This is a genomic window from Pseudomonas sp. WS 5410 (assembly GCF_012985645.1).
GTDB lineage: Bacteria > Pseudomonadota > Gammaproteobacteria > Pseudomonadales > Pseudomonadaceae > Aquipseudomonas > Aquipseudomonas shahriarae.
Window position 1 is genome coordinate 1 of the sequence record NZ_JAAQWS010000017.1, and the last position, 12,826, is coordinate 12,826.

The following is a 12,826-nucleotide window of genomic DNA, read 5'->3' on the forward strand; positions in this document are numbered from 1 at the left end:
TCGACGATCAGGTCGGCTGTCAGGCCGCCTCGCTTTGCTTTTGATCTGAGGCGCCCCGTTAAACCACGCTGGCCGTCATCCGATATTGATTTGGGGGGTAACCCGGCAGGACGCCGGGTTAGCCGCGCTGGGCCATGGATGGCCCATCGCGGCGGCCCCCCAAATCAATGTCGGATGACGGGCACACCGAGCCTGGGCGAGGTGCCGAGTGGTGGGGCAAGAGCCCTTTTGGTTACTTTTGGGGCTCTTTTCCAAAAGTGACCCGCCGTAAGGGCGGAACCAATAGCCGCCGTGACCGCAGCATCGGATATGTACACATCCCCAACAACCAAATCAGCCAACCCATCAGTTGACTGATACACCACCATCGCAGGCAAGCCCGCCCCCACAGTGAGAGTGGGTGTACTCCACCATCCACTGCAAAAACGCCTTCACCTTGGGAATCTCCCCGGCATGCTCGGCATGGGCGATAAAGTGCGCGCCACTGCTGGGCATCGCATAGTCCCATGGCACCACCAGGCTGCCCTGGGCCAATTCGTCAGCCACCAGGTAGTGCGGCACCAGTGCCACGCCGTAACCCGATTGCGCCGCGCGTATGCACATGTAGAACGTGTCGAAGCGCGGCCCGTGGTAGCTGTTCTGTGAATGCAGGCCCTGTTCCAGGAACCACTCGTGCCAGGCCTCGGGCCGTGAGGTGCATTGCAGCAAGGTGTGTTGCGATGAAGCGTCGCTGCCCTGGGCGACAAACCCCGGTGCGCACACCGGCACTACCGCTTCGCGAAACAGCTCAATGCAGGTGGCCCCCGGCCATGACCCCTGGCCGAAGAAGAACGCGATATCGGCCTTGGCCTGCAGCACGTCGAAGGGTTCGAGCTCGTTGCGCACATCCAGGTGGATATTCGGATGACGGGCGGCAAAGTCCTTGAGCTTGGGCACCAGCCAGCGGTCGCCGAAGGTCGGTTGGGTGGCGATGCGCAGCACCTCGGTTTCACCACCGTAGGTGAGGATATAGCGACTGGAGATATCCACCTGGGTCAGGATCTTGTGCACTTCTGCCAGGTACAACGAGCCCGCCGGCGACAGGTACAGACGCTGGCGCACGCGCTCGAAGAGCTTGTGGCAGAGCATTTCCTCCAGTTGCGCCACTTGCTTGCTCACCGCACTTTGGGTCAGGTGCAGTTCTTCGGCGGCACGGGTGAAGCTCAGGTGCCGGGCAGCGGCTTCGAAGCATTGCAGGGCAGTCATCGAAGGGGTCAAGCGTTTTGAGATCATGGGAGTTCATTCCAAACAGGAAGGAGCCTTTGCCTAAACGTCATTTGTGACCCAGGTGTAAAGCCGTTGATACTGACCGGCAACACTATAAATAAACTGGCCCGGGTTTGCGGCGCCAAATAATAAAATCCAACACGGAGAGCCTTGCATGCAGCATCTGAAATCCACCCTGGCAGCACTCACCGCCGCCACTGTCCTGGGCCTGGCCGGCACCGCTCACGCAGGCGCGACCCTGGACGCGATCCAGAAAAAGGGCTTTATCCAATGTGGGGTCAGCGACGGCTTGCCAGGCTTCGGCGTGCCGGACGCCCAGGGCAAGATGACCGGCATCGACGTTGATGTGTGCCATGCCGTTGCCGCCGCCGTGTTTGGCGATGCCTCGAAGGTCAAATTCACCCAACTGACCGCCAAGGAGCGCTTCACCGCGTTGCAATCCGGGGAAATCGACGTGATTTCGCGCAATACCACCTGGACCAGCTCCCGGGATTCCGGAATGGGCCTGGTGTTTACCGGCGTGACCTATTACGACGGTATCGGGTTTCTGGTGAATACCAAGCTGGGAGTGGCCCACGCCAAGGAGCTGGATGGCGCGACCATCTGTATCCAGGCCGGCACCACCACCGAGTTGAACGTCTCGGATTACTTCCGTGCCAATGGCATGAAATACACCCCGATCACCTTCGATACCGCCGATGAAAGTGCCAAGGGCCTGGAAGCCGGCCGTTGCGACGTGCTGACCACCGACCAGTCGGGCCTGTACGCCCAGCGGATCAAGATGGCGCACCCGGATGAGTTTATCGTGCTGCCGGAAGTGATCTCCAAGGAACCCCTGGGCCCGCTGGTGCGCAAGGGCGATGACGACTGGTTCAGCATCGTCAAGTGGACGCTGTTTGCCATGCTCAATGCCGAGGAAATGGGCATCACCTCGAAGAACGTCGAGGAACAGGCCAAGACCACCAAGAACCCCGACATCGCCCGCCTGTTGGGGGCCGACGGGGAGTACGGCAAGGATTTGAAGCTGCGCAAGGACTGGGTGGTGCAGATCGTCAAGCAAGTGGGCAACTATGGCGAGGTGTTCGAGCGCAACATCGGCCAGGGCAGCGTGCTGAAGATCCCGCGCGGCCTCAATGCGCTGTGGAACAACGGCGGCATCCAGTACGCGCCGCCGGTGCGCTAACGGTTACTGCGAAACCCGGTCCTTGCCCGCGGCCTTGGACCGGTACAGCGCCTGGTCCGCCCGGGCCATCAGGTCGGCGGGTGATTCGCCATCGAGGCGCTGTACCACCCCCAGGCTCAGGGTCACGTTGAAATCGCCCACGGGAGGCAGGTCGAGCACCGCCCGGCGAATGCGCTCGGCCAGTATCCGGGCGGTTTCCACGGTGCTCTTGGGCATAATCAGCATAAACTCGTCGCCCCCCCAACGTGCCAGCAGGTCACCCTGGCGCACGCAATGCTCCAGGCATTCGACTACCCGCAGCAGGGTGGCATCGCCCACGGCGTGTCCATGCTGGTCGTTGATCGACTTGAAGTCATCGACATCCATGGCAATCACCGCCAGCGGCAGACGAAACCGCTGAGCGCGCGCGCACTCTTCGAGCAGGGCTTTTTCCAGGCGATAGCGGTTGGCGATGCGGGTCAAGGTATCGCGCTCGGCCAGGGAGCGGTTTTCCTCCAGCTGTAACTGCAGTTGCTGGTTGACCCGCGACAGTTCGCGAGTGCGTTCGGCCACCAGCGCTTCAAGGGATTGGTTGCGCCGCTCAAGCTGTTCCAGGGAGCGTTTGCGCTCATGAATGCTGCGGTGGGCGCCGACCATGCGCGACACCGAGCCATCGGCATTGCGGGCAATGATGTAGCCACGGTCTTCGATCCACAGCCAGGTACCGTCTTTTTTTCGACAGCGGTATTCGGCTTGATAGTGAGGGGTGCGGCTATTGATGTAGTCATCGAAGACTTTCATCACATGGGGGTAATCGTCGGGGTGGATCACGCTTTCCCAGGTGAAGACGGTGTTTTCCAGGGAATGGTGATCGTAGCCCAGCATTTCGTACCAGCCGGGGTTGCGATAGACAAACCCAGTGTTGGCGTTCCAGTCCCAGATTCCATCGCTGACCAGTTCCATGATGGCATGGACCAGGTCGGCGTTGACGTCGAAAAGCTCACTGTTCAACGGATCCAAATCGGATGTATCGCCCATCTGCGCGCTCCCTGCGAGGATGCCGGCTCATTGTGGCCAGTCAGGTGTTAACGCCGATACTCCGTGGCTGGGCGTACTGTACAGCGAGGTTTGTCCGGGTAAAATTGTGGCTAAACGCCATTATTGTTGGTGGCCAAGCTAGAGCGGTTCCACCATCCGGGTAGGAGCCGAGCCGTTGGCGTTGTGCTGGTAAATCGCCTCCGGCTGCCCTTCCTCATTGAAAAACACCTGGCCGATGCCGGCACTGTTCCACAGACGCTCTCCCGCTTCGGCATGTTCCGGGATATACGGCACCACTTGCATGCGCCGGCGCCGGGTCAGCCAGTTCAGGGGCGAGCGTGGTGAGTAGAGCCAGCGGTTAAGGCGGTCGAACCATTCCAGCAGGCGCGGCGGGAATTGGTTCTTGATGCCACTGCTGGTGATCTGCCAGATATTCGGCCCGCCGTTGCGATGGCGGATCAGCACCTGGTAGACGAACGAGTAGTGCACATCCCCCGACAGAATCACGTAGTTACCTGGGGTGCGCGAGTGGCGGAAGATATTCAGGATTACCTGCGCGGCGCCACGGTGGGCCATCCAGTTTTCGGCATCGACCAACAGTGGGTAACCGCACCAACTGAAGACTTTCTGCACCGTCTCGATCAGCTTGACGCCGAAGATCGGCGCAGGCGACACGATGATTGCCGAAGGGTGGTCGAGCAGTTCTTGTTGCAGCTCACTCAAGGCTTCCCAGTCCAGCAGGCCGGACGGTTGCTTGAGGGTGAATTCACTGCGCCAGCGCCGCGTACGGGTATCGATGACCACCAGCGCCGGGGTGGTGGGCAGCACGTAATGCCACTGTTGAAACTGCAGGAGTTCTTCGAGCAATTGGTCCTGGGCGGGCGCGGGTAAATGGTTGTCGTGCTGCTGGGCCGTCGCGCTCAGGGCCAGGGTTTTTTCCACAAGCGCGGCGAAGGCATCGGGGTTGTTGCCCCAGCCCTGGCAGAGCATATAGGCGAGCAAGGCGTTGCCGATGATGCGTTTGGAGAACGGGTGGCCATAGGCGGTCTGTTCCCACTGGGCGCTGAGGTTCCAGTCATCGGTGATGTCGTGATCATCGAAAATCATCAGGCACGGCACATGGGCGAACACCCGGGCCACACCGCCCAGACCGTCGCGAAACTTATCCACAGGCACCTGTTCGCGGGCGTAGCGCGCCCGTTCTTCGGCAGTGAGCCGAGTGGGCGGCTGTGTGGCGATCAGGGTCCAGGGGGTGGGCGACCAGACCAGCAGGTACATGGCCATGACTTCAGCGAAAGTCACCAGGTGGTTGTCGGCGGTGCTGCTGGTGAAGATCGGCTTTTTCACCCCGCCAAAAAAGCGTTCGCGCAGGGTCTCGTTGCTCTCCAGGGCGGGCAACAGATCGGCGCGATGGTAATAGCTGGCAGGGTGGTCATAGAGCTTGGCGCTGTCGTCCACCACGGCGCCATCGAGGTGTTCATCGAACAGGCCCAGGCGCGCAATCAGCCCATGGATGGCGCGCAGCATCGGCCCGGCCACATCGTCGGCGTACACCTGGTCGCCACTCATCATCAACAACGCCGGGCGCTGGGCCAGGCTGCGGTCGGCGGCCAACAGGCGATCAGCGCAGAGCAGGCCCTCGTCGGCGTAATGGTGGGGTTTGCGGCAAGAACCGTGCAGCAACTGGCGGATACGGCTGTGCAGGATGAAGTCCGGGGCCTGGGCGCCTGGGTACAACAGATGCGGGGCCCATTGGGCGATGCCGGCGCCACCCTCGATCAGCAGGTCATAACGGATGGGCACGTCCTGGGGCAGGGGTGTGGCCAGCGACACATCAATCAGGTGGATAAACGCCGCGCGGCCCACCGCAATGACCTGGCAGCGTGTGGCGTCGAGGTCGATATCCAGGGACTGTTCGCCCTCGTCCTGACAGAACTGCAGCCGCAAGGTCAATGCCAGCGCGCGACTGCCCACCAGCCACAACACCAGGCGGCCCGGCTCCAGGCGACGCAATAAGGGGCCGGCGAGGACGGCGGGCAATGTGTCGGGTTGCAGCATGAAAACACGGCTCTGTGCGGGATTGGACTGGGTAGGTTAACGCAGTGGATGTCGGTGTTTTGTCAAAGCAGGCTCACTGTGGCAAGCGGATACATGTGTTCACCAATCTTACGGTCATTGGCTGATATCCGCTGCTAGCCTCGACATGTACTTATTGTTCAAAGGCGCAAAGGAATGCTTCGTCAGCCAGACTCTCATTTGTTACGCCGTGGCCGGTACTCGGAGCCAGGCCGATCCTATCTGATAACCGCCGTCGTGTATGGGCGACGGCCATTGTTCCGTGATCTGCGCCTGGGCCGATTGTTGGTGGCCGAGCTTAAGCGTACCCATGACTCAGGCCAGGTCAACTCGCTGGCCTGGGTCATTATGCCGGATCACCTTCATTGGCTGTTTGAGCTGCAAGAGGTGGGGTTGGCGCAAGTCATGGGGCGGACCAAGTCCCGGAGCACGCTGACGATAAACCGTGCTCGCGGTACCACGGGGCCGTTTTGGCAGCGTGGTTATCATGACCGTGCGGTGAGGGCTGAAGAGGACCACCGGAAAATCGCTCGCTATATTATTGCCAATCCGCTGAGGGCAGGGCTGGTGAAGCATATCGGTGACTACCCATTATGGGATGCGGTCTGGCTCTGAGTTTTGTGATGTGGTTGTGGCGAGCGGGCTTGCCCGCGCTGGGCTGCGCAGCAGCCCCAAAACCGGGCGCTATGGTATGCCTGACACACCGCAGAGGTCTGAAGGGGGCCGCTGCGCAGCCCAGCGCGGGCAAGCCCGCTCGCCACAGAGGTAGGCACAGTGGGCCGCGCGGTCAGCATGGGGGCTGCGTGACCTTGGGGACGGTAAAGCGGAATTCACTGCCACGCCCCAGCTCGCTTTCGGCTTCGATCCGCCCGCCGTGGGCCTTGACGATGCCCTGGGTGATGTACAGCCCAAGGCCGCTGCCCGTGGGGTTGTTTTCGGTCAGGGTCCAGTAGCGATCAAACACGTGGGGCAGTTGGTCAGGGGCAATGCCTTCGCCGGAGTCGCGCACCGCAAACACAATCTCCTCGCCATTGCTCATCGCCGAAATCCCGATCTTGCCCTGGCGCGGGGTGAACTTGATGGCGTTGCCGATCAGGTTCGACAGTACCTGGAACAAACGCTCCGGGTCGGCGTTGATCTGCAGGCCGGGTTCGGCGTTGAACGACAGGTCAACCCCCTTTTCCTGGGCCAGGGGCGCCAGCAGCGCATAGGCTTCTTCGAGGATCTGGCTGACGTCCAGGGGCACCGGCTTGACGGTATAGCGGCCCGCCTCGATCTTTGAGGTGTCTAGCAAATCCTCCAGCAACACATTCATGCGCGCGGCGGCCTGCTGCATGGTGTCGATGGCCGAGGAAATTCGCCGCGAGGTGTGGGCGCCATCAGAGCTGAACGCCTTTTGCATCATGCCGCACAGCATTGAAATCACGGTCATCGGGTTGCGCAGGTCATGGGACACCACCGCCACCAGTTCATCCCGGGCGCGCACCGCTTGTTGCTCGCGCAGGACCTGGCGGGCCAGGTCGTTTTCCAGGGCCGAACGGCGCAGGTCGTTGGCGGCGAAACGGTCGCCAGAGCTCCACTTGGTGGAGATGCCAGCCATTTCCACCTTCCAGATTTCAAACGAGGTGCGTGGGCGAAGGCGCAGGCCCGCGTCGGATTTTTCCAGGGCCAGCGGTTTCTGCGGGTCGCCGCTCCACTGGATGTTCTCTTTGACTTCCGGGCGGAACCACAGCACGCCGTTGTCCACCGGCTTGGGCAGGCTCATGGCCAGGACGCCACTGGCCACTGGCTGATAGTCGGCTGCGGGCGGGTAGACCGCTGACAGGTGGTGGCTGGCAAACACCGGTTGCCCGGTGTCCTGCAGCCATTTGTGTAAGGCGCGGATCTGCGCCGGTTCCGGGCAGTTGCCATAGCGATGCAGTTGCTGGCCCTCAATGATCGCCACGCCACCGGCCAGGACCAGGTCCATCAACACCTGCGGGCATTGGGCCAGGCCGTCGAACACCGTGTCCGCTGACGCGCTCATTGCCTGGTTGAGTGTGTCCAGGGCCTCGACTTTTTCTTCACGCTGGCGGCTGATATCCAGGGCCTCCATGGCGCTGATCTGCAACGACAGCACCTGGCCGATGGTCTGACAGGTGGTGCGCAGGTCGTTGGGCACGTGCAGCGGCTCGCGGTTGCCGCAACTGATCAACCCCCACAATTTGTCGCCTTTCATCAGCGAGATGCTCATGGACGACAGCACGCCCATGTTCTTCATGTACTGGCAGTGGATCGGCGACACGCTGCGCAGGGTGGCGAAGCTCAAATCCAGCGGTTTCCCGGTGTCCGGGTGCAGCTTGGGTAGCAGCGGCACCGGCTCGTAGTCGGCATTGGGGATGATTCGCAGCCAGTTGGTGCGGTACAACTCGCGGGCCTGTTCCGGGATGTCGGACGCCGGGAAGAACAGGCCGTTGAACAGTTCCATGGACGGCGCGGACGCTTCGGCGATGACCTGGCCGTGGCCTTCCTCTTCGAAGCGATAAATCAGCACACGGTCATAGCCGGTCATGGCCTGGATTTCGCTCACGCTGATTTCGTACAAGGCTTGCAGGGTTTTCGCCGACTGCAAATGTTGCAACATCTTGCCCAGGTTGCTGGCGCGGCCGTTCACCGACTTGGGCTGGAAGTGCTCGTAGCGTGGCTCGAACTCCAGCACCAGCACGCCTTGATGGCGGTGCAGCAGGCCTTCGAACTCGTTCCCGTTGAGGGTGACGTGCAGCGCCGGGGCGTCGATAAAGTTAAGTTGACTGGCGATCTGCTGCACCGTGCGCGCGTTGTCCGCGCCCAACAGCGTATCCAGTGGCTGGCCAAGCAAGGTCTCGGGCGGGTGATTGAACAGGCTGGCCACGTTGGCGCTGACTTGCACGATTTGCAGGTCCGGTTCGCGCAGGGTCAGCAGTGCGCCATGAGGCTGGATCGCGCCAGGGAAGCGGATCGGCTCGTCGGCACAGTTGGCCAGCAGTTCTTCAAAATCTTCGGGTTTCATAGCAGTACCTCCTGGCTGTCGAGCCATTGCTCAAAACAGCTGAATGTCGAGCAGGCCGCGTCCTCCGCCTGCTGCCGGCCGAGGTCGTCCAGCGGGACGTGGCCCAAGTAGTCGAGAAAGTCTTTCCAGCGCCGACCAGTCTCGGTGCCGTATATATCGAGAAAGGCGCCGCCGTTGCTGGCGTCCAGCGCCAGGCGCCGGGCCATCTCCCGGCGCAGTACCTGGCCGCCGAGGGTCGCGCCTTCGAGCACATACAACACGCCCAGGCAGGCGGCCGGGGTGTCGAGGCGTGGCAGGCGAGGGCAGAGGGGCAGGGCGGCAATCGCCTGGCTGGTGAGGCCCAGGGCAATCAGGTCACTGTGGAGGGTAGGGGTTTTCACCCGCAGCGCCTGGTTGAATCCCACAGGAATCAAGGCGCAGTCGTACAGTCGTGATTCCAGCGGGTGGTAGAAACCGTAGTAAGCCTCAAACAAACGCCGATATCCGTCGGCATCCAGCTGCGGGGAAAAGAATGGCAAGCGTTTTTCCAGGGCCACATGGAGCAGGGCTGTGCCTGCGCGCAAGGCTTCAAGCAGGGAGGGCGCCGCGACGTCATGGGCCTGTGGATGCATGCAGTAAGCTCGGACTGGTCGGCCAGGGCAACCATGGCTGACGCGTGGGTGAAGGGCGGGCAACGATTCTGTTTGTCCCGTCGTCTGTATCTGAAAAGTCAGGTAAAAAATCTGACGTTGCTGTCAGAAAAATAACCCAATATTCAAAAACAGACCCCACACCTTATCGCGAAGTTCGATTGCCGCCGTGTTGTGACGCTATCAGTGCAGGGAGGTACCCTGCACCAATGCCGACTGCACACAGTCAAGTAGGCGCTCGGTGCTCCATGGCTTGGGCAGGAATTTCACCGTATTGCCCAGTTGCGCCGCCATCACCGTATTGCCCGAGGTCAGCACCACCGGCAAGGACGGCCAGCGATGGGCCACGACCTTGCTCAGGTCATACCCGTTGAGCAGGCCGGGCATCTGGATATCGCTGACAATCAGGTCTACCGGATCACTGGTCCGCTCCAGAAAAATCATCCCTTCATCGGCCGATGGGAACGAGGTCACCACCGCGCCGAACTCCTCCAGCACATCCACCATCAACGAGCGAATGATCTCGTCGTCTTCCAGTACCAATATCGATGGCTGAGCCATGATCCTTACTCCACCATCTGGGTTGAGTAAGGTGGAGTGGCAGGCCATGGGATAGGTTCTACTGAATGTTTTTTATTCGATGGGTGGTCATTTGAGCGTGTCGCCAGCGTGGATAAAACGGCCGCTGCTTGCGAGCTTCGGGTGGGATAAGCCAGGATGTGGGCCACGTAACTTCACAGCAAGGGATGCGAGTGTGAAAGAACTGATTGGGGCGTTGATCGTCGTTGCCACCGTGTTGTTCGGGTGTACCGGGGTATTGGTCGCCGTCGCGTTTACCACCCAGAAAAGCCGCCTGGAAATACTCAAGACCTTGGGCGGCATGAGCCTTGGCCGCGACCGCTTTATCGGGATCGCCCAGTTGTGGGCCAACCTCTTCCAACGGGTGTTCGGGCAAACGTACCTCGCCCGGCGCCAACTGATCAGTATCCCGCTGTACACCTTGCTCGTGTCGCTGGTGTTTTTTGTGGTGTGGCTGCTGGATCTCTACCTGTTTAAAAATCCCGAGCACGTGTTCAATGTTCCGCCGCCGCCGAATGTGCTGCAAGCCATCCAGGACTTCTACGGCAAGGGGCTGCTGGTGGCGATGGTGATCGACTGCGTGACCATCCAGTTGACCAAATGGAGCATCAACGTGGGAACGCGTCGCGGGTTTGGTTCGTGGCAGTTCCTGGGGTGCTTTTCGGCGACGATTGCCTTGGCCTACCTGTTGTTCAGTGTGGCGGTCTACTGGTTTCGCTGGTCGGACATGAACGAGCTGTACGCCATGTTGCCCGCTGACGAAGTGCGGCCGACGATCGCGTTCAACCCGTTGCGCAATGTGCTGTATTCGATCGCGCTGTTTCAGCCCGTGACGTTTATCTATGCCACCTCCGAAGGTTTTATCTCCAGTTACTTCATGCCCGAGCCGATCCTGTTTTACTGCGCGGCGACCGGAACCCTCTCGCTGCTCACCATCGGCGTGGTCTATCAATTCGCCCGAGGCGCGGAGCTGTTGCGACGGTTGTGCATGGGCTTTGTCAGCCACGTCGGCACGCCCCGGACCAACGCCATGAGTGTGGTGTTCATGATGCTGCTGGGGCTGGTGTTGGTGCCGTTGTGCCTGATGGCGCTTTATCTGGCTGTCTGAAGATTCGGCCTGTTCCGTCAGAAGCGTTCGTCCAGCAGGGCTGGCAAAGTCAGCTCTTTGACAAAGCTGGCCGATGACAGGCTCAAGGCCATGCGCACCACTTGCACCACGTCGTGTACCGGGATCAACTGCCCGTCGCCACGCTGCTCGGCCTCAAGGCGGGAGGTGCTCAATGGATCCTCTGTATTCAGGTAGCCCAGGTTCAGGCAGGTCACGCCCAGGCGCTGGTGCCGATAACCTTCACGCAAGGCATCGGCCATGCCGCGCAAGGCGAACTTCGACGCGCCGAACGTCACTTCCGGGCGCCCACTCTGTGGCAGACCTGAGGTAGAGCCGGTAAAGATGATGCGTGGGTTGGGGCTTTTTAACAGCACGGGCAGCAGGCGCTTGATCAGCAGCAAGGGGGCGGTGATGTTGCAGCTGACAATGGCTTCCAACTGCGTGTCTTCATCCTTGAGGAAGCTGTAGGCCTCATCGAACGCCTGTTCTTCCCAGATACCCAGGTTATAGATCAGCGTATCCAGGCCGTCCTGTGCCACCGCCTGCTCGATGACCTGTGCGGCTTGCGCCGGCTGGCCAAGGTCGGCTTCCACCCATGACACTTCGGCGCCACTGCTGGATATCAAGCCTGTAGGACGGCTGCGCGAGACCCCGATCAAGGTATCCCCCACGCCGCCCAAGCCTTCCATAAATGCCCTGCCCAAACCTTTGCTTGCACCGACCACCATGGTTCTCATTGATCTCTCCTTGAACTGACGCGCTGATGGAAAGTGCGCATGCAAACAGAGGGCGGGAGTGATGGCAATTAAATGGCTGTGTCCAAATGTTTTGCCAGACAGCGGGAGCGATTTGCCTTCAGTTGATTTAGAGTGATGGCTCTTTGCCATTCGTCCAGTCGACGCTAAGGAAGTAAAAATGAAACGGATCGAACGCGACTTCATCACCCTGTTCAATTGCCTGTGGTACCAGGATTTTCCGGTGGAGGTGGATGCCGTCACCAACCGTGCCGGGTGGACGATTCATGTGGGGCTGGTGATGCGCGAGTGCGCGAAATTGCTCGGCGCGCGTGCCTATTTCGAACAGGGCGGGCGTACCGATGCGGTCCTGAAATATCCCGACAAGAGCATCCTGTCCAACGTCGAATGGGAGTGGGTCCAGTCCCATAACGACAAAGTGGATGAAATCAGCAAACTGTTTAAAAACCATGAACAGGCGGCGTTCTCCACTTTCGTGTCCTACAGCACCAAAAGCCATTTGCCCGAAGCCATCGAGAAGGCGTCCAAGCTCTGGGCCAAGGCCAGCACACCGCTGGTTTTCTTTGTCGTAACCTTTGAGTCGGTAGGGCGCGACCGGCACTTCCTGGAACTGCAAACGCACTTTTTCAGCCGTGGCAAACATAAAAAAATCCGTTCACAGCCAGCCCTGCCTTGGCAGATCAACCGGGCACGCTTCAATAACGTGGACGAGGACAAGTAAACCGCAGGCATAATTGCCGCCTCTACCGCCTGAAGCCCGTGACCTGGAGCCCCTGATGAAACCCGCTGCCTTACTGACCCTGTTACTCACGGCCATGCTTTTCAACACGTCGGCGGTGGCAGCAGGCGATGCCGAGGCAGGCGGCCGGCTGTTCGCCAAGACCTGTGGCGGTTGCCACAGTGTCGGGCTGAACGCCCGTGGCGGCTTTGGGCCACAGCTCAATGGGGTGATCGGGCGGCTGGCGGGCACCACGGCGGACTATCAGTATTCCGCCGCGATGAAAAATTCGGGCGTGGTGTGGACGCGGGAGACCCTCGCGGCCTATATCGAGAATCCGAAAAAAGTGGTGAGCGGGACCCGCATGATTTTCTGGGGGATCAGTGATCAGCAGAAGATCGAGAACCTGCTGACCTATCTGGAGACCTTTCAGGCGCAATAGCGCGATACACCCAAATCCATTGCAG

Annotated in this window: 12 protein-coding genes; 5 read left to right on the forward strand and 7 right to left on the reverse strand. The window is 60.5% G+C overall.

Annotated features, from left to right (window positions below):
* Positions 1-345: 345 nt before the first annotated feature.
* Positions 346-1,272, reverse strand: a complete 927-nt coding sequence (locus HBO24_RS22155; RefSeq protein ID WP_128593804.1) for a LysR substrate-binding domain-containing protein — start codon at positions 1,270-1,272, stop codon at positions 346-348.
* 148 nt (positions 1,273-1,420) lie between these two features.
* On the opposite strand from HBO24_RS22155, the gene HBO24_RS22160 reads away from it, so the two are divergent.
* The gene (locus tag HBO24_RS22160) at positions 1,421-2,449 is read left to right on the forward strand and encodes an amino acid ABC transporter substrate-binding protein (RefSeq protein ID WP_057437889.1); all 1,029 of its coding nucleotides are present in this window, start codon (positions 1,421-1,423) and stop codon (positions 2,447-2,449) included.
* A gap of 3 nt (positions 2,450-2,452) precedes the next feature.
* Here HBO24_RS22160 and HBO24_RS22165 read toward each other — a convergent pair whose 3' ends face one another.
* Together HBO24_RS22165 and HBO24_RS22170 are read right to left on the reverse strand one after the other, a co-directional pair.
* A complete protein-coding gene (locus tag HBO24_RS22165; RefSeq protein ID WP_115127469.1) occupies positions 2,453-3,466 on the reverse strand; it encodes a diguanylate cyclase in 1,014 nt (337 codons plus the stop codon).
* Between the two features lie 138 nt (positions 3,467-3,604).
* The gene (locus tag HBO24_RS22170; protein ID WP_170060328.1) at positions 3,605-5,524 is read right to left on the reverse strand and encodes an alkaline phosphatase D family protein; all 1,920 of its coding nucleotides are present in this window, start codon (positions 5,522-5,524) and stop codon (positions 3,605-3,607) included.
* A 174-nt stretch (positions 5,525-5,698) separates the two neighbouring features.
* Between HBO24_RS22170 and HBO24_RS22175 the strand changes: the two genes are divergently transcribed.
* Positions 5,699-6,157 carry a transposase gene (locus tag HBO24_RS22175; protein WP_170045901.1) on the forward strand — a complete coding sequence of 153 codons (459 nt, stop codon included), beginning with the start codon at positions 5,699-5,701 and terminating at the stop codon, positions 6,155-6,157.
* Positions 6,158-6,329: 172 nt separating this feature from the next.
* Here the strand turns inward: HBO24_RS22175 and HBO24_RS22180 are convergent, their stop codons facing one another.
* From HBO24_RS22180 to HBO24_RS22190, 3 genes are all read right to left on the reverse strand, one after another.
* On the reverse strand, positions 6,330-8,570 hold the full coding sequence (locus tag HBO24_RS22180) for an ATP-binding protein (protein ID WP_057437894.1): 2,241 nt from the start codon (positions 8,568-8,570) through the stop codon (positions 6,330-6,332).
* A complete protein-coding gene (locus HBO24_RS22185) occupies positions 8,567-9,181 on the reverse strand; it encodes a biliverdin-producing heme oxygenase (RefSeq protein ID WP_057437896.1) in 615 nt (204 codons plus the stop codon). Before HBO24_RS22185 ends, HBO24_RS22180 begins: the two co-directional genes overlap by 4 nt.
* Positions 9,182-9,382: 201 nt before the next feature.
* Complete coding sequence (locus HBO24_RS22190) at positions 9,383-9,760, reverse strand: response regulator (protein WP_057444523.1); 378 nt, start codon at positions 9,758-9,760, stop codon at positions 9,383-9,385.
* 193 nt (positions 9,761-9,953) lie between these two features.
* Between HBO24_RS22190 and HBO24_RS22195 the strand changes: the two genes are divergently transcribed.
* Positions 9,954-10,886: a hypothetical protein gene (locus HBO24_RS22195; protein ID WP_170060329.1), complete on the forward strand. Its 933-nt coding sequence runs from the start codon at positions 9,954-9,956 to the stop codon at positions 10,884-10,886.
* 17 nt (positions 10,887-10,903) lie between these two features.
* On the opposite strand, the gene HBO24_RS22200 is transcribed toward HBO24_RS22195, so the two are convergent.
* Positions 10,904-11,623 carry an SDR family oxidoreductase gene (locus HBO24_RS22200; protein ID WP_170060330.1) on the reverse strand — a complete coding sequence of 240 codons (720 nt, stop codon included), beginning with the start codon at positions 11,621-11,623 and terminating at the stop codon, positions 10,904-10,906.
* A 178-nt stretch (positions 11,624-11,801) separates the two neighbouring features.
* Between HBO24_RS22200 and HBO24_RS22205 the strand changes: the two genes are divergently transcribed.
* Positions 11,802-12,362, forward strand: coding sequence for a hypothetical protein (locus tag HBO24_RS22205; RefSeq protein WP_081044300.1), 561 nt, complete (start codon positions 11,802-11,804; stop codon positions 12,360-12,362).
* 55 nt (positions 12,363-12,417) lie between these two features.
* Complete coding sequence (locus tag HBO24_RS22210; protein WP_169960773.1) at positions 12,418-12,801, forward strand: cytochrome c family protein; 384 nt, start codon at positions 12,418-12,420, stop codon at positions 12,799-12,801.
* Positions 12,802-12,826 lie beyond the last annotated feature (25 nt).

Coding starts and splice junctions, on each gene's coding strand:
- HBO24_RS22170 (WP_170060328.1), bottom strand. CDS start 5,524: ATGCTGCAACCCGACACATTGCCCGCCGTCCTCGCCGGCCCCTTATTG.
- HBO24_RS22160 (WP_057437889.1), top strand. CDS start 1,421: ATGCAGCATCTGAAATCCACCCTGGCAGCACTCACCGCCGCCACTGTC.
- HBO24_RS22200 (WP_170060330.1), bottom strand. CDS start 11,623: ATGAGAACCATGGTGGTCGGTGCAAGCAAAGGTTTGGGCAGGGCATTT.
- HBO24_RS22185 (WP_057437896.1), bottom strand. CDS start 9,181: ATGCATCCACAGGCCCATGACGTCGCGGCGCCCTCCCTGCTTGAAGCC.
- HBO24_RS22165 (WP_115127469.1), bottom strand. CDS start 3,466: ATGGGCGATACATCCGATTTGGATCCGTTGAACAGTGAGCTTTTCGAC.
- HBO24_RS22180 (WP_057437894.1), bottom strand. CDS start 8,570: ATGAAACCCGAAGATTTTGAAGAACTGCTGGCCAACTGTGCCGACGAG.
- HBO24_RS22175 (WP_170045901.1), top strand. CDS start 5,699: ATGCTTCGTCAGCCAGACTCTCATTTGTTACGCCGTGGCCGGTACTCG.
- HBO24_RS22155 (WP_128593804.1), bottom strand. CDS start 1,272: ATGATCTCAAAACGCTTGACCCCTTCGATGACTGCCCTGCAATGCTTC.
- HBO24_RS22205 (WP_081044300.1), top strand. CDS start 11,802: ATGAAACGGATCGAACGCGACTTCATCACCCTGTTCAATTGCCTGTGG.
- HBO24_RS22210 (WP_169960773.1), top strand. CDS start 12,418: ATGAAACCCGCTGCCTTACTGACCCTGTTACTCACGGCCATGCTTTTC.
- HBO24_RS22190 (WP_057444523.1), bottom strand. CDS start 9,760: ATGGCTCAGCCATCGATATTGGTACTGGAAGACGACGAGATCATTCGC.